Here is a 23,437-nt window from a genome sequence, read left to right as displayed (position 1 = left end):
TGTTTTAATCAAAATTACTTATAGGTATAGTAACGGAGAAATCATTTCTACAAAAGCCTTTTCCAGAATTTAGAATCCAAATATATCCATTAAAAGTTATCTCTGTATTTTTATCATTGTATGATACTTGTAATTTAGAATCTCCTACATAAAAAGGAATACTCATACTGTTTCCTATTTTGTCATCACAAAAATAATAAATAGCAACATAACCGGGATCACCCCATTTTCCTGTATAAGTATATGTCATATTATTATAATAATTTTGTATGCTTACTTCTCTAGGATAAATATCTTCATTTGAAACTTTAAATTTTTTATTAGAAGATTTTCCTGATACTTTAAACTTAAAATACATAACTTTAGTAACTGCATTAGTATCCTGATTATCTTCTGAATTTTCGGTATTTTCACTTGAAGTATTCGTACTTACAGGATTTAATGCTTTATAATTACATCCGTATATAAATAGGCATGCTGATAATAGTATAATTAATAATTTCTTCATATATAAAAAAATTTAACAAATTTAATATCTTTTGTCAATACTTTTTGTTATATTTAAAAAACACATAATGTAAAACTATTGTAAATTATTAAATTATAATATATTATGTTAATAATTTTATAAAAACATATTGAAATAAATTTATATTAAATATATACTTATTAGTAATTATTATTAATAAGTATATAAAATTTATAATAAATTTAGGAGGTTAAATTTGAGTTGGATAGGTGCTATTATATTACTGAGCGTATTAGTATTTGTTCATGAAATGGGACATTTGCTTGCAGGCTTAGCAGTTGGAATAAAGGCTGAGGCTTTCTCTATAGGTTTCGGTCCTATACTTTTTAAAAAAGAAATTAAAGGAATAGATTTCAGATTTTCAATCATTCCTTTCGGAGGATACTGTAAGTTCAAAGGTGAAATTGCAGAGGACGGAAAAGTAGAAGAAGGCGATTTTCTTAATATGTCGCCTTTAAAAAGAATAATAGTTTATTTTGCAGGTCCTTTCTTTAACTATTTATTTGCCTTTTTGCTTCTTACAATATTGGTGTCTCTTCCTTCAAAAATAGATTTATATTCACCTACAGTATCAGTATTTAAAGACGGAAGATATATGCATTCAAAATCAGGCATAACATTAGCTTATGAATATGGTTTGCAAAGTGGGGATACTATTACAGCTATAAATGGGGTAAAAGTAGAATCAGATAATGATATATTAAAAACTATAAATGATGAGGCAATACAAAAGGCTGCTGAAAATATAACTTTCACATTAAACAGAGGCGAAGAAACTTTAAACATTACAATACCTTCTGTTGAGATGTTAAAGGCTTTAAGCGGAGAGAGGTCATTAGGTTTATACTTTGGAAATGACCTAATAATAAAAAATGTAATTGCTGATTCTGCTGCTTCTGAGGCGGGGCTTATGGCTGGAGATAAAATAATATCTATTAATGGAATGAATGCCAATAATATAGCAGATTTCAGACCTATAGTTATGGATAATGCCTCTCAGAAAATTAATATCACTGTAATAAGAAATGGTGAGGAGATTACAAGAGAGGCTATACCAAGACCTATAACTTCAAAAGCTATAGGCACTTACGGAAGTTTGGGAATAGAGTTTGACAGCACACCTATGAGAGTTGAAAAAGTTGCAGGAATACCTTTTCCAAAATCTATACCGGAAGCTTTCAAAGAAACAGGTAATTATATTATATCATACATTAATGGTTTGAAATTATTATTCACAGGAAAATTATCAGTTCGTGAGAATTTGGGAGGACCTGTAAGAATTATACAGATTTCATCTCAGGTTATTTCTGTTGATATAGAGTATAGACTTAGAACAATACTTTCATTTACTGCTACTATAAGTTTAATACTTTTCTTAATGAATCTTCTTCCTCTTCCAGTAGTAGACGGAGGTATGATAGTATTTTCATTTATAGAGCTTATAATGAGAAGACCTATAGACAGAAAAGTATTAACTAAAATACAGGCAATAGGAGCCGCATTTTTAATAACACTTGCGATATTTATAACTATAAATGATATAACACAGTTATTCAGATAATATTTAGATAATAAAAATATAATAAGAGGTTTGTTTTTTAGCAGACCTCTTTTTTATAATTTTAATTAAAAAACAATTAATTGAATAATTCAATACTTATATTTGTATAATGACAAACTTTACTATATAATACTAATTCAAAAAAATAATTAGGATAATTATAATAAAATGAGCGAAAATTTAAAAAATGAAATATTAGAACTTGTAAAAAGCGATGATATAATAAAACCAACTAGATATTTAGGCGGTGAGATAAATGCTATAATAAAACCAAATATGCCTTTTAAATTTGTTATGTGCTTTGCGGATATGTATGAAATAGCAATAAGTAATTTAGGACTTTCTATACTTTATGAGGTTATCAATTCTATTGAGTATGCATCATGTGAGAGAGTATATGCTGTTGCTGAAGACTTTGAAAAACTTTTAAGAGAGAAAAATATACCTCTTTATACTTTGGAGACTTTCAGCAGAGTAAAAGACGCTGATGTTTTGGGATTTACTTTGCAGTATGAGCTTATATATACAAATATACTTCAGGTACTTGAACTAAGCCAAATACCTATACACAGATATGATAGAGGAGAAGATGTACCTATAATAGCGGCAGGAGGACCTAGTGTATTTAATCCTTTTCCTTTGGCTGATTTTATTGATGTGTTTTTATTCGGCGAGTTTGATATTGAGATGAAGAACTTTGTTGATATAATTTATAATCTCAAAAAAAACGGTGCTAAAAGAGATGATATATTAAAAGAGCTTTCAAAACTTGAGTATGCCTATGTTCCTAAATACCCAAGAGAGAATGTTAAAAGAATATTTGTTGAAAACATTAATGATATGCCTTATGTTAAAAAGCCTTTAGTTCCTCTTGTAGAGGGCATACAAAACAGAATATCCGTTGAAATAGCTAGAGGCTGTACTCATAGCTGCAGATTCTGTTTAGCAGGAATTACTTATAGACCTGTGAGAAACCGCACTATAGAAAAAATTGTAGATATATCTATGGAATCATTAGAAGCCACAGGAGCTAGTACACTTAATTTATTTTCGCTTTCTGCTGATGATTATCCTCATATTGCTGATTTGATAGAATATCTTCAGACACTTGGAGAGCATAAGGGATTTTCTTTGTCGCTTCCTTCTCTTAGAATAGATTCATTTGATAAAGACACTGCAAATAGAATAGCACAGTTTAGAAAAACTGGACTTACATTTGCATTAGAAGTAGGAAGCCATGAATTAAGAGAAAAGATTAATAAAGAAATGGATGAAGAGGCCATATACAATATACTTGCTGATGTTCAGAAAATGGGCTGGAAGATAGTAAAGATATATTTTATGATAGGCTTTACTGATAATCCAGACAAAGAAGCCGATGAGATAATAGAAGCACTTGAAAAGATGATTAAAGTGTCAAAAAACAAAGTAAAAATCAATGCAGCTATTAATGTATTTATACCAAAGCCTCATACGCCTTTAGAAAATAATAATCAGCTTACTGATGAAGAAGCTATTACTTATATAGGAAAGGTGAGAGATCATTTTAGAGGTACAAAGGTTGCTATAAAATATCACCCTCCAAGAATGGCAGAAATTGAAGGAATAATATCAAGAGGCGATGAAAAAATAGGTGATATTATTTACAAAGCATATAAAAAAGGTGTAAGATTTGATGCTTGGGTAGAACATTTTAATTATGATGCTTGGAAAGAAGTAATAGAAGAAAGCGGATATACTATAAAAGAATTATTAAGCAGAAAAATAAATATGCCTTGGAAATGTATTTATACTCTTGTAAGTCAGAAGTTTTTTGATAAAGAATATGAGAGATTTCAAAATGGTAAGTTTACAGACTACTGCTTTACAGGTAATTGTCAAAACTGCGGCATAGACTATAAAAAATACTGCCACAAATATAAAAAAGAAGTTTTAAATACAAACTTCACTCAAATGGTTGAAGAATTAAAAACATTAAAAAAACGAGATATATTTGCTGTAAATTATAAAGTATTTATGAAGTTCAAAAAAGAGGGTATATCTTCATTATTAGGAATGCATGATTTATCTCGTGTGATGATATGTGCTTTAAAAATAGCAGGTGCTAGCATATCATTAAGCAAAGGTTTTCACCCATTAGAAAAAGTGGTATTCACTCCGCCAACTCCTTTTGCATGTGAGAGTGAGGCAGAGTATATGGAAGTGAGTTTAACTGATTTAGTAGATATAGAGTTATTAAAAAACAAAATTAATAATCTGCTTTCTCATATAGGCATAGAAATAATGAGTGCCATTTCTACTCCTACAAATGCTAAAAATATACAGTCTCTTCCAAAGAATACAGTTTATAAAATTATAACAAGCGATGATAAAAAGGCTTTTGATATACTTTTAAACAAAGAAGATTTGAAATCAAGCGAAGAGAGAAAAGGCGATTATTTAATTATAAATAAAGATAATGATTTGCTTATAACACTTTTAGAGAGCAGCGAAAAAGCTATAAGGATACGTGACATAAAAAGCTATCTTTCAAAAAATGATATTAATATAAAAAATATTAGAAAATTAGAACTTGTATAGCTAACAAATATTGTTTTAGGAGTTTTTTTATTATGATTAAATACTATTTAGAAAATGCATTTGAATTAAATAAAGAGTATCCGGACACTTTTAAAATTCCTTCTAAAGAAGAAATTAATTCTTTAAAACCTGATGATTATGTTAAATTAATTTTCACTGAAGAAAATGCTGTACCTGAGAGAATGTGGGTAAAAATTACAAATATAAATGGTGATAATTTTACAGGTATATTAGACAATGATCCTTATTGTTTGAAAAGTGTAAAATGCGGCGATAAGATAGTTTTTAAAACTGAAAATATAATTGATATAAACTTAAATTTTTAAGTTTATCAAAGTTTTATAAAATAAATCAATAAAAAATAATGACGAAGTATAAAATTAGATATTATAAAAACTATTCTTACTAATTAGAAGAAGGCAGAAGCGGAGACAGAGGAATTGATGGTACTCTTACTATGGATAAATTCGGTTTTGACATTATAGGTGTACAATGCAAATGCTATAAAGAAAATAGTAAAGTTAATGATACTGAAATAACAAAATTCGCTCATGGGCTTAAAAATGTTAATGGCATAAACAGAGGAATTTTTATAACTGCTTCAGATTATACTACTCAGGCTAAGAAGGTTGTAGAAGAATTAAAAGATGTAAAAATAATTCTGATAAACGGATACAGACTTTCTAAATATATGCGTGAATATGAAGTTGGAGTAAAAGTTCTTGAAACTAGAAATATTTACGATGTGATAATATGAATTTTATTTTTTCAAGTTTTCGTTAAAAAAGCTGATATAATTTTTTTTAATATAATCTAAAATAAAATTTTACTTTTTTGATTTATTTTTAACCCCACCCTTTAGAATTTATAGCTTTAATACAATCAAAAATTTTATTTATATTAAAAGCTTAAATTATAAAAGCATGCCCGCACAAGATTTATTTAAATTTATAACACATATACCGCACGGTGAATGCATTTTTATATATAATTCAAATTGAATTGATAATTAAATTTATATTTTTAGCTTTGCTCACCGTGCGTGAAAATAATGCCGCAAAAATTACAATAAAAAAACAATGGTATCATTTTAAATATGAACTATTTTTTTATAGTTATATTAAATATTTTTATTATGCATAATGTTTCACTTGTCAATATCAAAGTTTTATTATATTATAGTATAAATATTAATCTAATGGAGAAAATCACTATGAAATCTTACAGAAAAGTTTTAGAAATAAATTATCCAAAAAGAAGAGGATACATAAATATTACCCCAGAAGTTCAGAAATGCCTAAATGAAAGCGGTATTAAAGAAGGACTTGTTTTATGCAATGCTATGAATATAACAGCAAGCGTATTTATAAATGATGATGAAAGCGGACTTCATCAGGATTTTGAAGTATGGCTAGAAAAATTAGCTCCGGAAAAACCTCATAGTCAATATAATCATAATGGATATGAAGATAATGCAGATGCTCATATGAAAAGACAATTAATGGGAAGAGAAGTTGTAGTGGCTATTACAGACGGCAAACTTGATTTCGGAACTTGGGAGCAGATTTTCTACGGAGAATATGACGGAAAAAGAGTGAAAAGAGTATTGATAAAAATTATAGGAGAATAAATTAACTTTATGATAAAGCCCAAAAAATTAGAAAAAGGAAATACTATAGGAATAATAACACCATCAAGTGCATGTCCGAAAGATAAACTGTATGAAGGAATAGAATATTTAGAAAGCAGAGGATACAAGATAAAATTATCAAAACATGTATTTGATAATTATAATGGATACGGCGGAAATGATGAGGCAAGGGCTGAAGATTTAAATAATTTCTTTAAAGACGATAAAGTTGATGCAATAATATGTTCAAGAGGCGGCTACGGTGCAGTTAGAATACTCGATAAATTAAATTACGATGTTATAAAAAGTAATAATAAAATATTTGCAGGCTACAGTGATATAACTTCTTTTCATTTGGCTTTTTATGAAAAAACAAAACTCATTACTTTTCATGCGCCAATGGTAAGCATAGATATGATAAAAGGAAAATCATTTGATGAAGCCTCATTGAATAATATGTTTGATGTTTTAGAAAGTAAAGAAAAAATAATTTATAAAAATCCTGACGGCTCAGAGTTTGAAAGCATATCCTATGGAAATGATGGAAAAGCAGAAGGAATATTAATAGGAGGAAACTTCATTGTAATGATGTCTAGTTTCGGCACAGAGTATTTTCCGAAATTAAATAAAGATTATATTTTATATATAGAAGAAGTAGATGAAAAACCTTATAAGATTGATAGGATTATCTCTACTATATTTAATTCAAAAGAAATAGGCAAATCTATAAAAGGAATTGTAGTTGGGGATTTTGAAAACTGCGATTTGCTTGAAGGAGAAAAAGAAACAGGATTTATAACTACCAAAGAAACCATAATAGAAAGATTCAGCAATTTAAATATACCTGTACTTACAAATGTAAAATGCGGACATGGCAAAACTAAACTCACTATTGCACATGGTGCTATGGTAAAAATTGATGCTGAAAATAAAAGTTTTGAAACATTAGAAAATGTGTTGATTTAAAAAAGAACAATAAAAAATTTAAATAGAAATAAGAGAGTTATTATGAAATTGTTTTTTAGCGATTATGATATGACTATTTATATTTATGAAAAAATTGATGAAAGTGTTTTTGATGCTGTAAAAAAATGGAGAGAAGCTGGAAACATATTTACTATTGCAACAGGAAGAAATAAATTTTCTATATTTGAACATATTGAAAGGCATGGATTAGAATTCGATTATTTGATAGCCAATAACGGAGCTTTAGTATTCAATAATAAAAAAGAAATGATATTTAAAGATGCTTTTGATGATGAAGTGTCATATAAGGTAATAAGATTTCTGCATGAAAAATTCGCAGGTACAGTAGAAATAGTAAATGATAATTATTTAATATCTGTAAAATCAAAAGATGGAAATGATATACTTCCTTTCAGAGTTGATAAAAAGATTGATATAGAAAAAATAGAAACTGTCAAAAATATTATACAAATAAATAAAATGACTCCTAATGCTGAAACTACTGAAATTACAGCAAATATTATTAATAAAGAATTTAACGAAGTAACAGCTTATGCTAATATTAGAACTATTGATATAGTAAAGAATACAGTTAATAAAGCGAATGGAGTTAATTTTGTATATAGACTATTAAATAAAAATAATAATATAGAAAAAATAATAACTGCAGGCGATTCCAACAACGATATAGAAATGATAAAAGAATATGATGGTTATGCTCAGATTAATGCTAATAAAGGAATAAAATCTATAACAAATAAATATTTTAATTTTATTTCTGATATTATTTATAAAGAGTTATAAGATATTTATTCTAATACTACATTATGATATAACTAAATAAACAAATAAAGTACATCTATATAATAAACATTAAGAAATATTTTGTATAATAGGTCTGATTATAGAGGTATAGTAAGTTTATTTGATAAATTAAAATGAAAAAAAGAATAACCCCGAATTATTTTAATAAATAAAACGGGGTTTTTTATTGAATTAAAATATATTATTCTGCCTGATAAACTAATTTTCCATCTGCATAAGTTTTTAACACCTTAGTCTTAGTAATATCTGTAGGAACTATCTCAAGTATATTTTGATCCAATATTATAAAATCTGCTTTCTTTCCTAGTTTTATAGAACCTAAAGTATCTTCAGCAAAATTCTGATAAGCACCATTTATTGTTGCAGAGTCCATCATTTGCTCAACACTTACTATTTGATCTGCCCCAAGCAATGATTCAGTCTCGCCTTCTAAATTCATTCTTGTAGAAGCAAACTGTATTGCATCTAAAGGTTTTGGAGATATTGTTACCGGATAATCGCTTGCAAGTGATACTACACAGCCAGCATCAAATAAGTCTTTCATAGGATATTCTTTACTAGCTCTTTCTTCTCCTAAATAAGGAACTTCCAATTCATAATAATATCCATCTTCTTTAAAAAACCAATAAGGATTTGTAACAGCAACTATATTTAATTCTCCCATTCTTTTTATATCATCTTTACTGACTAACTGTAAATGAGTTATAGCATGTCTTTTATTAGTTTCTCCTGTGCTATCTTTTAAATACTCAAATGCATATATAACTTGTTTTGCAGCTGCATCTCCTATAGAATGAACATGTATTTGAAGACCTAACTCTTGAGCATTAAGATATACATCATTTAAAGAATCTTGCTCCCAAAGTTTATAACCTTTAAATCCGCTGTCTGATGCATAATCATCAAGTAAATAAGCTGTTTTACCCTCTATTACTCCGTCTGCAAATATTTTCAAAGTTGTCATTTTAAATTTATTACCGTTTACATCTTTTCTAAGCTGAGATATTTTATCAAATTTTTCTTTATAGTTATCTGTATTATACAAGCTGTAACCAACAAAGAAATTTAATTTTAATTCATTATTTTTATCAAGTTCATTTAAAGCTATAAAAAAGTTATCAGAAGGTCCAACTGTATTAATACCCGGTTCAAAAACAGATGTGATTCCATACGCCAATACTTCATCTTGATATGATAGTATTGCATTTTTGTATTCATCTACTCCAAAATCTGGAATTTTTTTAGTAATTAAATCTGCTGCTTTTTCTCTGAATGTTCCTGTAGGTTCTTTAGTAACAGGATCTCTTTCTATTACTCCGCCTTCAACATCCAAAGTATTAGCATCTACTCCAGCTACTTCCATAGCCTTTGAATTAACCCATACAGCATGACCATCTTCCGAAGTCATCACTATAGGTATTTCTGTTGTTATACTATCAAGAACATCTTTTGTAGGACCATTTGCTGGAACATATCCATTATTCCATCCCCTTCCTCTCAAAACTGTTACATTCTTATTTTTTTCATAGAAATCCATAATATTATTAGCATAATCATCTACAGATTTACCAGAATATAACTGTACCTGATATAATCTTAAAAGTCCGCCTTTGGCTGTGTGAGCATGAGCTTCAAAAAAACTAGGCATTGCCATACCGCTTTCTAAATTAATAACTTCGGTATTATCACCTATAAACTCTTTTACTCCTTCTTCATCTCCAACATATTGATATACACCATCTTTAATGGCAATAGCATTTACTATTTTCTGATTAGTTTCAGATGTGTATATTGTACCGGTTATTACAGTATCAGCATATTTACTGCTGCCATTGCAACCGATTACAATAAAAGATAAAATTAGTAAAATGATTGGTAATAATGTTTTTTTGTTCACTTTTTGTAAACTCCTTTAAATTAAATTTTTTAAAATGAAGTATAATTTTATATTAATTGAATACTATATACAATATGGATACATATAATTTTTTTGAATTTTTATTAAAAAAATTTAATTTTTATATAGTTTTGTAGAAGATGAAAAATAATTAAATAAACTAAAAATTATTTTTTTAGCTAATATTAAATATATATTGCGAATATTAATTTGAATATTTTTCTAATAATTCATCTATTAATTTAATTTTTTCTTTATTTTTTATATGATAGAATTTACCTATTGTAGTTGGAAAATAATCTTCTTCTTTTAATTTATATATTTTAACTTTAGCAGCTATTACCCAATCAGAAATATTAACTCTCTCAATTTCATTTTTATTGAATTTAATATTAAAATTATCAAGAGAATCAGAATCAGTTAAAGCCTCAGCAACGGCAACAGCAGTTAAACCATCTGCTATCATTATCTTAGTACCTTTTAAAAACTTTTTCTCTTTTACTTTTTCTGCCCCAGCTTTCACTTCAGCAAATACAATATTATGTCTATAAAATATATCCAAAAGTTTAATATCCCCATGCTCGCCTCTCCTGCTTCCAAATTTAACATACTGCATATTCTTCTCCTTAAAACTTAAATTAAGAGTTCTTTATATTATAACAAACAAGAAATCTGTCTTTTCCGCTTAAATCTTTTTTTACCAATACATTTTTTATATCAAGAGAATTGCATATATTAATCAATGCCTCTCCCTGATCATATCCTATTTCAAAAAAGAAAGCTCCATTCTCTTTTAAATATCTATCAATAATACTTAAAAAACTTTTATAAAAATCAAGCCCATCATATCCGGAATACAATGCATTTTGAGGTTCAAACTCCAAATCTTTTTGAAGTGAATCTTTATCTTTTAAAGCTACATAAGGAGCATTTGAAACTATTATATCAAATTTATTTTTAGGTATAAACTCTAAAGCATCTGCATTTATTATATTTATAATTTTTTCATCTCCTAATATATTTAAAGTATTTTTCTTTATAACTTCAAAAGCATCATTACTTATTTCAATAGCTGTAATATCAATGTTTTTATTCTGCTCTAAAAATAATTTTTTTAATGTTATGGGTATATTCCCGCTTCCTGAACCAATATCGCATATTGAAATATTATCCTTATCATTTGTATAATCTAATACAAAGTCGATAAGCTCTTCAGTTTCGGGTCTCGGTATAAGCACATTATTATCAACATAAAAACAAAAACCATAAAACTCTTTTTTATTTGTAATATATGATAAAGGCTCATAATTTAATCTTCTTTTTATAAAACTATCTATTATATTTATTTCTTCTTCAGTTAATTCTCTAAGCCCTTCGGATATTAATTTTATTTTACTTATATTTAAAGAATGCATTATAATAGTTTGTGCCTCAATGTAGGACACTTTATAATTATCATTAATTTTTTCTAATTGTTTAGCATAATTGATTACTGCTTGATTTATATTTAAATTAACCATTTAAAAAATCATCTCTCTTAGGTGTAAAAGTATCTAAAAGTTTTCCTTTCTTAATGCATTTACATCCATGACTCATGTTTTTAGCAAAATGCAGACTATCACCTGATTTGCATAAATATTCTTCGCCATTAACTGTAAACTCAAACTCTCCATCTATAATATATGTAATTTGTTCATGTTCATTGTGAGAATGAGTTTCTGCTTCAGCTCCTTCATCAAATTCCATGTAAACTGTCATGATATTATCAGAATATGCTAATATTCTTCTTTTAAGTCCATTTCCTAAATTTTGTAAATGTGTTTTATTAAAATCTTGATACATTCTTATCATTCCTTTTATAAGTTATTAACTATTATATAATAATCTTAATAAAAAATATATATAAATAAAAAAGGCCGGACTTATAATATATAAAGCCCAGCCTAAAATATAAGGAATATTAATTAAGTTAATTTTCTTTAGCTTTTTTGCTTTTTTCCATAATGATTTTTATTATAGGATACAATATAGAAGCTATAGTCAATATTAATAATACAATACATATAGGAGATTTAATAAATATAGACATATCTCCGTCAGCAACTTTATATGCTCTTCTGAAATACTGCTCCATACTATTTCCTATTATAACAGCTAATACCATAGGACTGCTAGGAATTTTAGCTTTAGACATTAAGAAACCTATAAGTCCGAATATTATTAATACATAGAAATCATGAGTAGTATAGCTTATAGCATAAGTACCTATAAAAGTTAATCCCAATACTATAGGATACAATATTTTAGGAGGTATAGCCAATACTCTTACTAAAAGTCCTGCCAATGGTATATTAACTACTGCAAGTATTATGTTACCAATGAACATACTAGCAATAAGTCCCCATACAACAGTAGTTTGAGTAGTAAACAATGTAGGACCAGGCTGCAATCCCAACATAAGCAAAGCACCCATCATAACAGCAGTAGTACCAGAACCAGGAACTCCTAATGCAAGCATCGGTATCATAGCACCAACAGACGCTGCATTGTTTGCTGCTTCAGGGGCAGCAACTCCTTCTATAGCACCATTACCAAATTCTTCAGGGTGTTTAGATAATTGTTTTTCATTGTTATAACTCATCAAAGCAGCCATAGTACCGCCGGCTCCAGGCAAAGCACCTATTATAAATCCAAAAGGCGAACTTCTTATAATAGGCCATACACATCTTTTCCATTCTTCCATACTAATCCAAATACGACCGAATTTAGTCTGCATTTTTTTCTTGCCTTCTTCGATATTTTTAAAGCTTTTTAATACCTCGCCTAAAGCATACATAGCTATTATGATGATAAGAAAATCTATTCCTGATTGAAGCTCTAATATTCCAAAAGTAAACCTATTAACACCAGACTGAGGGTCAGTACCTATAGTAGCTACCATAAGACCGAATACCATAGAAATAAATCCTTTTATGGCATTACCTTCAGACATAGAAGCTGTAGCAGATAGAGCAAATAGGAATAACATAAAATATTCAGCAGGTCCGAATTTTAAAGCAAAACGAGATACAGGTACAGCAACAAAAGCCATTATTACAGTAGCTATTGTACCTCCTATAAAAGAAGCAATAGCAGATATTGCTAAAGCCTGCTCAGCCCTTCCTTGAAGTGCCATAGGATATCCGTCAAAAGTAGCGGCAACAGCAGCACCATCACCCGGCGTATTTATAAGTATAGATGATCTTGAACCGCCATACATAGCACCATAATAAACACCGCCCATAGTTATAAGTGCAGCAACAGGTCCCATAGTAAATGTAAGCGGAAGCAATATTGCAACTCCTGTAGCAGGTCCAAGTCCTGGAAGCATACCTATAACAGTACCTAAAACACCTCCTATAGTTACCCACAATATATTCATAGGCTGTATAGCTACGCCAAAACCTTCCATTAATAATTTAAAACTTTCCATAAACAGTATTCTCCATTTTTTATTATATTATACCTAATGGTGATCTAGGTAAGTAAATACCCAAAAATACATTAAATATCAAAAAAGCTATAATACTGAATAAAACAGCAACTATAGTTGATACTTTCCAAGCCTTAATTCCTCCGAATATTAAAAGCTCAATCTCAAGGAATATAATTGTAGCAAATACATATCCTATGACATTGAATAATACAGCGTAAAGAACGGCATTTACTATAGTAATTAAGATTTTTTTACCATTATCACCGAAAGAAAATTGTACTTTTTCTTTTTTATCTTTTTTACTATTTTTGATAGTATCATCTATCAATAAAATTAATCCTAATAATGTAAAGGCTATTCCAAGTATAGCTGGAAAAATTTTAGGTTCTGCAGCTCTTCCTATACTAGCATCAGGAAGCTGAAAAGTCATAATTGTATATACTACTCCAACCGCTATGGTAACTATAGATGACAATGTTGTTATTGTCATAACTCCTCCCTAATTTAAAATTTGTTTTTAAAAGCTCAATCAAAAATTCATAAAATTGATTGAGCTTTATTATTTATATATCCTATAGAATTATTTTTTTAACATACCAATATCTTCTAATATTGTCTTATAATCCTGTTCAGATTGTTCTAGCAATTTTACAAAATCTTCTGAATTAAGATAATATTGATCCCAGTCATAATTAGCACAGGCATCTTTCCATTCCTGAGTTTCAACTAATTTAGCTAAAGCATCTTTCCAGAAATTAACAGCATATTCAGGCATTTCAGGAGCTCCGAATAATCCTCTCCAGTTAACAAAAGTAGCATTTATACCAGATTCTATACAAGTAGGTATTTCTCCTTTTATACCTGTTCCTATTCTTCTGTCAGCAGTTTGTGCTAAAACTCTTAAATCACCGCTTTCAACCAATCCCATAACATCAGCTAAGCTTGTAGAGAATAAATCTATATGTCCGCCTAAAACCTGTGTAGCACCATCATCATCAAATGCTATATAGTCTATTTGATCCAAATTTGGAACTCCTGCAGCTCTTGCCACAATTAAGAATTGTACATGGTCCATAGAACCTGCAGAAGAAGTACCGCCTATTTTTACTGATTTAGGATCAGCTTTAAGAGCATCCATTACATCCATAATAGTTTTATATGGAGAATCAGCTTTAACTACAAATGCAGCATAATCACCTATTAAATTAGCTAAAGGTGTTAAATCTCTGAAACTATATTCTGTTGTACCATTCAAATTCAAGAATATGATAGGAGGTGAATAAACAGTTATAGTCCTTGTATCACCTTTTTTAGTTTGCAAAGTACCTAGATGAACAGCACCGCCGGCACCAGGGGCATTTCTTACAGGCATAGGAACTTTTACTATTTTAGTGTCCTGAAGCACTTTTCCAACAGTTCTAATAGTTAAATCCCATCCGCCGCCTGCACCTGCCGGAGCTACAAAATCTAAGTTTCCGCTAGGATAATTAGAAGCTGAGTCCGCTCCTTTACATGAAGCCATTACTAATATAACAGCTAACATTACTAAACTTTTAAATAAAGTTTTCATATTAAACTCCTTAATATTTTATTAAAAAAAATTATTGCTTAATTTGATAAATTATATCTATTACACTTCCATCCCTATACTCAATTACTCCGACTATATTATCAGTATATTGAATCTTATCAGGAACTCCTGTGAGAGAGATAACTTCTTCATATAAATCTCTTATATCTCTATGTTTTATATTATTTCTATCAAAAATATCTATTAAATCTTTTCTGTTAGGATTAACAGATACTCCTCTGTCAGATACCAATATATCTACACTTTCTCCCGGTGTTACTATATTTGTTACTTTGTCAGTAATAATAGGCATTCTTTTTCTGATAGATGGTACAGTCATTAATGTTACTTTAGCACCTGCAGCTGTATCAGGAGCACCGCCTAAAGCACCCATAATCAATCCATTAGAACCTGTTAAAGAGTTAACATTGAAATTCAAATCTATCTCTGTAGCAGAAAGCATCATCATATCTAATTTATGAGCAACACAGCTTCCATTATTAGGATTGGCATACATAGAAGCTGACATCTCTATATATCCTTTTTCCTCGCCTATAGCATTAGCTATGGATCCGTCAAAAGTCTGAGTATCTAATAAACTTTCAAACAAGCCCTCTTTAAATAGATTTAAAAGATAAGCATTAATGCCTCCGGATACAAAAGAGCCTTTTATATTATTATTAATCATATATTCTCTTAAGTATCTGCAAACTGCCAAAGAAGCACCGCCGGCACCTGCTTGGAATGAGAAGCCGTTTTTTATAAGTTCACATCCTATAAGAACTTCAGCTGCTTTTTCTGCTATAAGAAGTTCTGTAGGATTTGTAGTTATTCTAGTAGCTCCTGTGGCTATCAAATTAGGATCGCCTAAAGAATCTACAACTACAACTGAATCTACATATATTTCAGGTATAGATATTCTATGCAAAGGGTATTTAACTAAGTTGTCAGTAATAGCAACTACATAATTAGCATATAAAGCATCTATCATAGGATACCCCATAGCACCAAAAGCACTTTTTCCTTCGCTGCCGTTCATATTACCTTCTTCATCGCATGCAGGTGCTCCTATAAAAGCTACATCTATTTTTACCTCTCCTGCCTCTATAGCTCTTGCCCTTCCGCCATGAGTTCTAAATACAACAGGTTTTTTTAATATATTATCTCTTGATACCGCTTTTCCTATTTCACCTCTCAAGCCTGATGTTGCTATAGAAGTTATTACTCCGCTTTTTATATATTCTATTAATCCTTCATGGGCATTAGTAAATGATGAGGTACATATAGATATATCTTTTATACCCATCTTTGATATTTCTTCTACAACAAGCATTATTATTCCATCGCCGTTTCTTAAATGATGGTGAAACGATATAGTCATACCATCTTTTAACCCGCTTTTTTCTATAGCATCTCTTATAGAAGAGCATAATTTCTTATTATTAGGCTTATGATTCTTTATTCTTCTTGATTGTGTTTGCTGATTTTCTTTATTATAATAGTAAAAAGCCCCCATAAATGGCTTTACTTTTCCATATCCCTCTATATATTCCGGTAATTCTATTCCTAATGAATTAGTTATTTTATTACCCATTTTTTACTCCTATTAATTAGAATTATCATTTAATCATTCCAGCTGATTTTGCTAATGCCACAATTTTTTCAGCTTTTTCTATTATAGGAATATCTATCATTTTTCCATTTAATGATATTACTCCGCCGTTACTGATATCTGTTTTACTAGCAGCTTCTAAAACTTCTAGCGAATAATCTATATCCTCTTTTTTAGGAAGATATGCTTTATGCAAATAAGGTATTTGTGCAGGGTGTATGCAGGCTTTTCCTGTAAAACCTAAACTTCTAGATTTTTCGCATTGTATTTGAAAACCTTCCATATCATCTATTTTAGTATAAACACCATCAACACAAGCAACTCCTGCCGCATGAGCTTCCATTACTATTTTACCTCTGGCATAAGCTAGTTCTTCTTCCTCTTTTGTTCTTTCTATACCCATACATCTAGTGAAATCTTCAGCACCTAATGAAATTCCTATAACCCTGTCAGAAGCTGTTGCTATATTATAAGCATTATATACACCTATTGGAGTTTCCAAAGCAGCAGCTATTACAACTGTACCTTTTGGTATTCCATTTTCTTCTTCTACTTTTGTTAAAAATTTATCCACTTCTTTTATCTCTTCCGGAGTATCGCACATAGGAAGACGAATATGCTTAAGTCCTGCCTGAACCAAATATTTTATATCATCGAATCCGAATGGAGTTTTTATGGAATTTACTCTGGCAAAAATTGGTATTGTACCATAATTAATACTTTTTAATGCTTCTATTAATAATTCTCTAGCATCTTCTTTTTCTTTTAACGCAACAGCATCTTCTAAATCAAATATAATAGCATCTGGTTTATAAACAACAGCACTATATAATAATTTTGGATTGCTGGCAGGAGAAAATAACCATGATCTGCAATTAACAAAAGGATTATTTTTTTTATTATTCATTTTACAGCCTCCAAACTCTTTATAGCCCTTCTAATAGCCATTCTAGTCCTTGCCCTTATACAAAAGTCTAAAGCACCATAGTCATCTACATCTATAACAATATTTTTTATATCTGTTTCATTAACAACTTCTTCAACTGCTTTCTTTATATGATTATAAAACATATGTTTAACTGTAGAATTAATATTGATTACTACACCGCCTGTATTTGTAATGGTGGCATTTATAACAGCATCATCAGATATTTTTTTAGTAGACATAAAAAATCCTTAAGAACTAATTATACTAGTCGACTAATCATACTAGTATAATATATATTATATTCAAAAAAATAATATTGTCAATTTTTTAAATTATTTATATTAAAGAAATTTAAAAAAAATAAATTTTTATCCTTTTTATATAAGAAAAGTAAAATTATGGTAAAATATTTATAATTATAGGCTTAAATATTAAAAAAAATTTGTTTAACTATATGCATATAAGAATTAATACAATGGAGTTTTATATGCATACAAAAATATATTCAGAAGCTCTTTACGGAATAGAAGGAATACCTATTGTAATAGAAGTTAATATATCTGAGGGTTTGCCTAAATTTGATGTTGTAGGATTACCGGATCAGGCAGTAAATGAGGCAAAAGAGAGAGTAATTGCTGCAATAAATAACAGTGACAGATTTTTCCCTCCGAAAAGAATAACTATAAATTTAGCCCCTGCTGATTTGAAGAAAACAGGAAGTATGTATGATTTGGCATTTGCTTTGGGAATACTATCATCAAGTGCCCAAGTATTTTTTTCTGACTTTATGGATAAAACTATAATACTTGGGGAATTGGCTCTTGACGGAAGTGTAAGGGAAGTGAAAGGAATATTCTCAATGCTTTTAAATGCTAAGGAATTAGGTATCAAAAATGCTGTAATACCATTTAATAATATTGAAGAAGCTAACATTATTGACGGAATTAATCTATACCCTGTAAAAACTTTAAAAGAGGCAATAGATACAATAGAAGGAAAAAGACCTCCTATTATATCAGAAGGCAAATTTAATTTTAATAGCGAAGAAAATGAAAATATAGATTTTTCAGATGTTAAAGGTCAAGAATATGCTAAAAGGGCAGCAATGATAGCAGCAGCAGGCGGACATAATTTTATAATGATAGGCTCTCCCGGATGCGGTAAAACTTTGATAGCAAAAAGAATACCTACAATACTTCCTCCTCTCACCTTTGAAGAAGCCATTGAGGTTACGAAAATATATTCTTCTTACGGACTATTATCAAAAAACATGCCTATAGTAAAAAAACGCCCGTTTAGAATACCACATCATACTTCTTCTTATGTAAGTTTAGTAGGAGGAGGCAGAAATATAAAGGCTGGAGAAATAACATTGGCACATAACGGAGTTTTATTTCTTGATGAATTTGTAGAGTTTCAAAGCTCAGCACTTCAGACATTAAGAGAACCTATGGAAGAAAAAACTATAACAATAAGCAGAGCAAATGGAAGTATTTCTTTTCCTGCTAATTTTACTTTAATTGCAGCAATGAATCCATGCCCTTGCGGTTATTACGGAGATGAAAAACATACATGCCGATGCTCTGATATAGCTAGAAAAAAATATATAGCTAAACTTTCAGGTCCTATACTTGACAGAATAGACATATCAATAGAAGTTCGTGCAGTTGAGTATGCTAAAATGACTTCAAAAGCCGATGGCGAGAGTTCTGCCTCTATGCGTAAAACAGTTATTGAGGCTAGAAAAAAACAGGAGAAAAGATTCAAAGATAACGGACTTAAAATATTTTCTAATTCATCTATGGGCATAAAAGATACTGAAAAGTTCTGCATATTAGATGATAAGGCTAAAAATTTACTTAATATGGCTATGGAAAGATTTTCAATGAGTGCAAGAAGCTACAATAAAATATTGAAAGTATCAAGAACTATAGCAGACTTAGATGACAAAGATATTATAGGAGCAGAACATGTAACAGAGGCTTTGCAGTACAGATTTAATTTTAATAACTAAAATTTTAAAATATTAAATCATATTTATATAAAAAAGAGCTTAACTTATTAAAAGCTAAACTCTTTTTTATTTTGACTAAAATTATTAATTAAGCCTTATTTAAATAATGAGTTACGCTCATAGCAGCAACTGCACCTTCTCCAACAGCATTAGCAACCTGACGAACCGGTTTTAATATAGAATCTCCGCAGGCAAATACTCCCGGAATATTAGTTTCCATTGTAGACATGTCTGTAACTATATGTCCTGTATCTTTTAATTCTAATCCTGTGTCTTTTAAGAAATGAGTTGCAGGCTCTTGACCTACGAAAACAAATACACCGTCTACAGCCTGATCATGTATAGAACCGTCTACTACATTTTTTATTTTTATATTATTAACTTTGCCGTCTCCGCAAATCTCATCTATCACAGAATCAAGTACATATTCTACTTTTCCAGTGTCTGTTAAATGCTTAACATTTATAGGTTCAGCTCTGAATTCTTTTCTTCTATGAACTAAATATATTTTATTAACAAATCTTGTAAGGAAATAAGCCTCATCAAAAGCACTGTTTCCGCCTCCAACTACAGCAACAGTTTTATTTCTGTAAAAAGCACCGTCGCAAGTAGCACAGTATGAAACCCCTTTTCCTCCAAATGTATCTTCGCCTTTTGTTCCTAATTTTTTAGCGAATCCGCCCATAGCAAGTATTATAGTCTTTGTTTCATAAGTTTTGCCGTCAGCAGTAATAACTTTCTTCACTTCATCTTTAATATTTTCTACTTTTATAACTTCATCATAAACTATTTCATTTTTAGAGAATTTTTCAGCATGCTGCTGCATTCTTGCTACAAGCTCAAATGCACTCATTTCTTCAGGAAAACCTAAATAATTCTCAACAGAATCAGTACTCATCATCTGACCGCCAATACCTTTCTTTTCTATCAAAATAGAATTTGTTAAAGCTCTTCCTAAATAAAGCATAGCAGAAAGACCGGCAGGACCTCCGCCTATTATTATACTATCATATACAGACATATATAAACACTCCTTTTTTATTATTAGTAATAATTATTATATAATATATATTTCAATAGTCAAGTTAGATATATAAAACATTTTAATAATCTAAAATGTTTTTTCTAAATTAAAATCAAAACATTTTAATTACCTAAAATGTTTTTTCAAAATTAAAACCAAAACATTTTAATTACCTAAAATGTTTTTTTACATAAGCTATTATTTCGCTTGCATTTGCAATTTCCCTAGAAGAATTTCCAACTCTTATATAAAATTTTTCTTCTTTAGCACCTTGTTTGTTTGTTATTTTAGTATATACAGGCTCTCTCCCTTTTCTTATATAAACAATACATATATCTTTGCCATTATGATCCACAAAATCAATTCTTATTCCCTCAGCAGAAAAAGCATTGCCGTAATATGTTTCTATAAGTGTTCTCAAATGAAGCTCAAAAAAATCTCTATTAGGCTGTCTTAATGTAGAATAATCATGTTCAAGTCCTATTATTTCCCCATCATTAGCAATTCCTATAAACAATCTTCCGCCTTCGGTATTGCTGAATGCCGCAATAGATTTCATAATCACTTCTTCTAAAGCCTTATTTATTTTTTCTGTATTACTGTCGTATCTTAATGTGGATTTAAACTCTACATTAGTATTTTCGCCCTCTTCTATTATTTTTGTTATATTCATATGATTTCTTTTTAATTCTTCTATCATTCTAATATAATGTATTGCAAGCATCACTATTATAACTACAATAATAATTATAAATACAACCAAGAATAATATTATAGGTATTTGTATTTTACTGATTAAAGCCTTTTCAGGAATGATGATTCCTATTTCTATATTATTATTAGCAACTGAGAAAGTGCCTTTATATCCCCAATAATTATTATCTTTATATGAAACTTTTATCATATCTTCATTAGTTCCATTAAATTCATCAGTCATAATATCAGCTATGACACTATAATCCAAATTATTTTTCATTTCATTCATTTCATTTGTAGCAGAATATGATATAGGAAAAGTAATTTTGCTGTTGCCTGTTATAAGGTATGCATACATATCATCAATATCTCTAAGCTCTACATCATTAAAATTTACATTAAACTGAGAAATATATTCAAAAGCTATATTTTCATTAGCTATATATATTAAATGTATATATGGCTTACCGTCTTTTATATAGAAAGAATCAATACTAAGCTGTTCAAAAGGAACAGATGAATATTGATTGCTGCTGCTGTTCGTTACAATATGTCCGACGACTTTATATCCGTTTCCTTCTTTGGTAATAGACATATAATTGTTTCCTACCTGCATTGCTGCTTTTTCTATAAAAGTATGCTTTGGAAAGAAATTAGTTATTAAGATTTTATATGCCTCAGGAGCCTGATTAACTACATCAAATATAGGAGTCATCTGCATAGAAAAATAGTATGTGGGATAAAATATTTTAGAATATTCTTCTACTATTGAAGTTTTTACATCTTGAAAAAGTGATTTAAAAATAAATTTTATAGGTATAGGGCTTCTAATCTGCATATAAACCAAAATGATTATAAACAAGAACAAAATGGAAATAACCACATCCCTCAATATTCTATTTCTTAGTTCAGATTTAGAAAAAAATCTGCCAGATACAATCTTCATACCATATCCATCAATACCTATTATTATATATAATAATATAACATATATACAAATATTATCAACATATTTTATTTACATAAATAATAGCAGATAATATATGTATAATATGTAATATATTATAAAACTATAAATTTAATGAATTCAAAAATTCTAATTTTCTTTCACTCTGCTCATTATCCCCGCCCTCATGTCCATTAAAAGTATAAACATTAATAGACTTTTCTCCTGCATAATTATTATAAGCAGCAAAAACAGTAGAAGGAGGACATAAAATATCCATAAGGCCAACTGAAAATAAAGCCTTCACTTTAGACCTTTTAGCAAAGAAACTTCCGTCAAAATATGATAAAGTTTCAAAAGCAGTTTTTTCATGCATTCTATTAGTTTTGCAAAATCTTGCTATTTCATTATAAGGCAAAGTATCTGTAATTGTACATGCTCTTTTATAATCACATAAGAAAGGCACATCTATCATAGCAGCCTCAATTTTTTCTTTTTTAAGTGCCGAAAGTCCTAAAAGTGCAAGTGATATGCCTCCGCCCTGACTAGTACCATTTACAGCAATTTTTCCTGTAAGAGAATGCTCTTTAGCAGCCTCAATGGATTTAAATGCGTCTATAAAAACTCTTTTATAAAAATAGTCTTTTTTGTCTAATATTCCCATAGTGAGAAATCCGTCAGCATGAGGGGTCGAACCTACAGGATCTGGAGTTGTTGCCCCGTTTCCTCCTTCAGCTCCCTGTCCTCTAACCTCCATAACAAATACACTGTATCCTGCAGAAGGAAAAAGTAAATGGCTATTTGGATAATCTCTTCCGCCGCCGTATCCCGGATAGCACATTATACAAGTTAATTTCTCATTATTTTCTCTTGCATATTTAGGTGCTATATACCAACCATTTATTTTATGAGCTGCATAACCTTTGAATGATACATTCCATACATCAAACAATTTTAAATGTGTATCTATTAAAGTATATTCAGTCTCTGTTTTATGATTATTTTCATTTAAAGTATCAAGCCAAAATTCATCAAAATCTTTAGGCTCTTCGCCGCTTCCCTTATACTTATAAAGTTCTTCTAAACTTAAATCAAAAAAAGCCATATAAAACCTCTGTAATCAAATTAAATATATATACTATTCTCTATAGTATATATATATTTTTTGTAATTTAAAGTATATA

22 protein-coding genes are annotated in these 23,437 nt (G+C 29.3%); 8 read left to right on the top strand and 14 right to left on the bottom strand.

Translation table 11 applies throughout. The features are described 5' to 3' along the window. Positions 1–4: 4 nt before the first annotated feature. Positions 5–508, bottom strand: a complete 504-nt coding sequence (locus BHAMNSH16_RS14400; RefSeq protein WP_069731947.1) for a hypothetical protein — start codon at positions 506–508, stop codon at positions 5–7. Positions 509–725: 217 nt separating this feature from the next. Between BHAMNSH16_RS14400 and rseP the strand changes: the two genes are divergently transcribed. From rseP to BHAMNSH16_RS09105, 7 genes are all read left to right on the top strand, one after another. Then, positions 726–2,090, top strand: a complete 1,365-nt coding sequence (rseP, locus tag BHAMNSH16_RS09135; RefSeq protein WP_008728767.1) for an RIP metalloprotease RseP — start codon at positions 726–728, stop codon at positions 2,088–2,090. A gap of 168 nt (positions 2,091–2,258) precedes the next feature. Then, positions 2,259–4,670, top strand: coding sequence for a TIGR03960 family B12-binding radical SAM protein (locus BHAMNSH16_RS09130; protein ID WP_069731946.1), 2,412 nt, complete (start codon positions 2,259–2,261; stop codon positions 4,668–4,670). Positions 4,671–4,702: 32 nt separating this feature from the next. Further along, complete coding sequence (locus tag BHAMNSH16_RS09125; RefSeq protein ID WP_008728765.1) at positions 4,703–4,996, top strand: DUF2314 domain-containing protein; 294 nt, start codon at positions 4,703–4,705, stop codon at positions 4,994–4,996. Between the two features lie 131 nt (positions 4,997–5,127). Then, entirely contained in the window at positions 5,128–5,427 is a 300-nt protein-coding gene (locus BHAMNSH16_RS09120; protein WP_241033592.1) for a restriction endonuclease, read from the top strand. 456 nt (positions 5,428–5,883) lie between these two features. Continuing rightward, positions 5,884–6,300: a secondary thiamine-phosphate synthase enzyme YjbQ gene (locus tag BHAMNSH16_RS09115; RefSeq protein WP_008728934.1), complete on the top strand. Its 417-nt coding sequence runs from the start codon at positions 5,884–5,886 to the stop codon at positions 6,298–6,300. A gap of 9 nt (positions 6,301–6,309) precedes the next feature. Beyond that, positions 6,310–7,266: a S66 peptidase family protein gene (locus BHAMNSH16_RS09110; RefSeq protein ID WP_008728933.1), complete on the top strand. Its 957-nt coding sequence runs from the start codon at positions 6,310–6,312 to the stop codon at positions 7,264–7,266. 42 nt (positions 7,267–7,308) lie between these two features. Beyond that, a complete protein-coding gene (locus tag BHAMNSH16_RS09105) occupies positions 7,309–8,070 on the top strand; it encodes an HAD-IIB family hydrolase (RefSeq protein WP_069731945.1) in 762 nt (253 codons plus the stop codon). 202 nt (positions 8,071–8,272) lie between these two features. Here BHAMNSH16_RS09105 and BHAMNSH16_RS09100 read toward each other — a convergent pair whose 3' ends face one another. The 10 genes from BHAMNSH16_RS09100 to citD form a co-directional block, all read right to left on the bottom strand. Then, positions 8,273–9,988 carry an amidohydrolase gene (locus BHAMNSH16_RS09100; protein WP_008730744.1) on the bottom strand — a complete coding sequence of 572 codons (1,716 nt, stop codon included), beginning with the start codon at positions 9,986–9,988 and terminating at the stop codon, positions 8,273–8,275. A gap of 205 nt (positions 9,989–10,193) precedes the next feature. After that, positions 10,194–10,604 (bottom strand): hypothetical protein, encoded by a 411-nt coding sequence (locus BHAMNSH16_RS09095; protein ID WP_008730746.1) that lies wholly within the window; start codon positions 10,602–10,604, stop codon positions 10,194–10,196. Positions 10,605–10,626: 22 nt separating this feature from the next. Next, positions 10,627–11,508, bottom strand: coding sequence for a peptide chain release factor N(5)-glutamine methyltransferase (prmC, locus tag BHAMNSH16_RS09090; RefSeq protein ID WP_069731944.1), 882 nt, complete (start codon positions 11,506–11,508; stop codon positions 10,627–10,629). After that, positions 11,501–11,830, bottom strand: a complete 330-nt coding sequence (locus tag BHAMNSH16_RS09085) for a cupin domain-containing protein (RefSeq protein WP_008730747.1) — start codon at positions 11,828–11,830, stop codon at positions 11,501–11,503. Before BHAMNSH16_RS09085 ends, prmC begins: the two co-directional genes overlap by 8 nt. Positions 11,831–11,957: 127 nt before the next feature. Continuing rightward, positions 11,958–13,460, bottom strand: a complete 1,503-nt coding sequence (locus BHAMNSH16_RS09080; RefSeq protein ID WP_008730749.1) for a tripartite tricarboxylate transporter permease — start codon at positions 13,458–13,460, stop codon at positions 11,958–11,960. Between the two features lie 22 nt (positions 13,461–13,482). After that, positions 13,483–13,953, bottom strand: a complete 471-nt coding sequence (locus BHAMNSH16_RS09075; protein ID WP_008730752.1) for a tripartite tricarboxylate transporter TctB family protein — start codon at positions 13,951–13,953, stop codon at positions 13,483–13,485. 90 nt (positions 13,954–14,043) lie between these two features. Next, complete coding sequence (locus BHAMNSH16_RS09070) at positions 14,044–15,033, bottom strand: Bug family tripartite tricarboxylate transporter substrate binding protein (protein WP_008730755.1); 990 nt, start codon at positions 15,031–15,033, stop codon at positions 14,044–14,046. A gap of 31 nt (positions 15,034–15,064) precedes the next feature. Beyond that, on the bottom strand, positions 15,065–16,627 hold the full coding sequence (citF, locus tag BHAMNSH16_RS09065) for a citrate lyase subunit alpha (RefSeq protein WP_008730756.1): 1,563 nt from the start codon (positions 16,625–16,627) through the stop codon (positions 15,065–15,067). Between the two features lie 25 nt (positions 16,628–16,652). Next, positions 16,653–17,552, bottom strand: coding sequence for an HpcH/HpaI aldolase/citrate lyase family protein (locus tag BHAMNSH16_RS09060; RefSeq protein WP_008730759.1), 900 nt, complete (start codon positions 17,550–17,552; stop codon positions 16,653–16,655). After that, positions 17,549–17,812, bottom strand: a complete 264-nt coding sequence (gene citD / locus BHAMNSH16_RS09055; RefSeq protein WP_069731943.1) for a citrate lyase acyl carrier protein — start codon at positions 17,810–17,812, stop codon at positions 17,549–17,551. The genes BHAMNSH16_RS09060 and citD overlap by 4 nt, the downstream gene beginning before the upstream one ends. Before the next feature lie 248 nt (positions 17,813–18,060). Between citD and BHAMNSH16_RS09050 the strand changes: the two genes are divergently transcribed. Beyond that, positions 18,061–19,587, top strand: coding sequence for a YifB family Mg chelatase-like AAA ATPase (locus BHAMNSH16_RS09050; protein WP_008730762.1), 1,527 nt, complete (start codon positions 18,061–18,063; stop codon positions 19,585–19,587). An 88-nt stretch (positions 19,588–19,675) separates the two neighbouring features. On the opposite strand, the gene trxB is transcribed toward BHAMNSH16_RS09050, so the two are convergent. From trxB to BHAMNSH16_RS09035, 3 genes are all read right to left on the bottom strand, one after another. Further along, on the bottom strand, positions 19,676–20,608 hold the full coding sequence (gene trxB, locus BHAMNSH16_RS09045) for a thioredoxin-disulfide reductase (protein WP_008730763.1): 933 nt from the start codon (positions 20,606–20,608) through the stop codon (positions 19,676–19,678). 172 nt (positions 20,609–20,780) lie between these two features. Next, the gene (locus tag BHAMNSH16_RS09040) at positions 20,781–22,253 is read right to left on the bottom strand and encodes an AlbA family DNA-binding domain-containing protein (RefSeq protein ID WP_039954820.1); all 1,473 of its coding nucleotides are present in this window, start codon (positions 22,251–22,253) and stop codon (positions 20,781–20,783) included. Positions 22,254–22,377: 124 nt separating this feature from the next. After that, positions 22,378–23,358, bottom strand: coding sequence for an acetylxylan esterase (locus BHAMNSH16_RS09035; RefSeq protein ID WP_008730767.1), 981 nt, complete (start codon positions 23,356–23,358; stop codon positions 22,378–22,380). Between the last annotated feature and the right edge of the window lie 79 nt (positions 23,359–23,437).

The sequence above is a fragment of the Brachyspira hampsonii genome, assembly GCF_002214805.1.
In the GTDB taxonomy this organism is placed as follows: domain Bacteria; phylum Spirochaetota; class Brachyspiria; order Brachyspirales; family Brachyspiraceae; genus Brachyspira; species Brachyspira hampsonii.
This window is presented reverse-complemented; position numbering and strand designations above follow the sequence as displayed.

What these genes read in the sequence shown, in the direction of transcription:
- trxB (WP_008730763.1), bottom strand. Translation starts at nt 20,608, where the DNA reads ATGTCTGTATATGATAGTATAATAATAGGCGGAGGTCCTGCCGGTCTT.
- BHAMNSH16_RS14400 (WP_069731947.1), bottom strand. Translation starts at nt 508, where the DNA reads ATGAAGAAATTATTAATTATACTATTATCAGCATGCCTATTTATATAC.
- BHAMNSH16_RS09095 (WP_008730746.1), bottom strand. Translation starts at nt 10,604, where the DNA reads ATGCAGTATGTTAAATTTGGAAGCAGGAGAGGCGAGCATGGGGATATT.
- BHAMNSH16_RS09130 (WP_069731946.1), top strand. Translation starts at nt 2,259, where the DNA reads ATGAGCGAAAATTTAAAAAATGAAATATTAGAACTTGTAAAAAGCGAT.
- citF (WP_008730756.1), bottom strand. Translation starts at nt 16,627, where the DNA reads ATGGGTAATAAAATAACTAATTCATTAGGAATAGAATTACCGGAATAT.
- BHAMNSH16_RS09085 (WP_008730747.1), bottom strand. Translation starts at nt 11,830, where the DNA reads ATGTATCAAGATTTTAATAAAACACATTTACAAAATTTAGGAAATGGA.
- BHAMNSH16_RS09115 (WP_008728934.1), top strand. Translation starts at nt 5,884, where the DNA reads ATGAAATCTTACAGAAAAGTTTTAGAAATAAATTATCCAAAAAGAAGA.
- BHAMNSH16_RS09060 (WP_008730759.1), bottom strand. Translation starts at nt 17,552, where the DNA reads ATGAATAATAAAAAAAATAATCCTTTTGTTAATTGCAGATCATGGTTA.
- citD (WP_069731943.1), bottom strand. Translation starts at nt 17,812, where the DNA reads ATGTCTACTAAAAAAATATCTGATGATGCTGTTATAAATGCCACCATT.
- BHAMNSH16_RS09050 (WP_008730762.1), top strand. Translation starts at nt 18,061, where the DNA reads ATGCATACAAAAATATATTCAGAAGCTCTTTACGGAATAGAAGGAATA.
- BHAMNSH16_RS09075 (WP_008730752.1), bottom strand. Translation starts at nt 13,953, where the DNA reads ATGACAATAACAACATTGTCATCTATAGTTACCATAGCGGTTGGAGTA.
- prmC (WP_069731944.1), bottom strand. Translation starts at nt 11,508, where the DNA reads ATGGTTAATTTAAATATAAATCAAGCAGTAATCAATTATGCTAAACAA.
- BHAMNSH16_RS09125 (WP_008728765.1), top strand. Translation starts at nt 4,703, where the DNA reads ATGATTAAATACTATTTAGAAAATGCATTTGAATTAAATAAAGAGTAT.
- BHAMNSH16_RS09035 (WP_008730767.1), bottom strand. Translation starts at nt 23,358, where the DNA reads ATGGCTTTTTTTGATTTAAGTTTAGAAGAACTTTATAAGTATAAGGGA.
- BHAMNSH16_RS09120 (WP_241033592.1), top strand. Translation starts at nt 5,128, where the DNA reads ATGGATAAATTCGGTTTTGACATTATAGGTGTACAATGCAAATGCTAT.
- BHAMNSH16_RS09110 (WP_008728933.1), top strand. Translation starts at nt 6,310, where the DNA reads ATGATAAAGCCCAAAAAATTAGAAAAAGGAAATACTATAGGAATAATA.
- BHAMNSH16_RS09070 (WP_008730755.1), bottom strand. Translation starts at nt 15,033, where the DNA reads ATGAAAACTTTATTTAAAAGTTTAGTAATGTTAGCTGTTATATTAGTA.
- BHAMNSH16_RS09080 (WP_008730749.1), bottom strand. Translation starts at nt 13,460, where the DNA reads ATGGAAAGTTTTAAATTATTAATGGAAGGTTTTGGCGTAGCTATACAG.
- BHAMNSH16_RS09040 (WP_039954820.1), bottom strand. Translation starts at nt 22,253, where the DNA reads ATGAAGATTGTATCTGGCAGATTTTTTTCTAAATCTGAACTAAGAAAT.
- BHAMNSH16_RS09105 (WP_069731945.1), top strand. Translation starts at nt 7,309, where the DNA reads ATGAAATTGTTTTTTAGCGATTATGATATGACTATTTATATTTATGAA.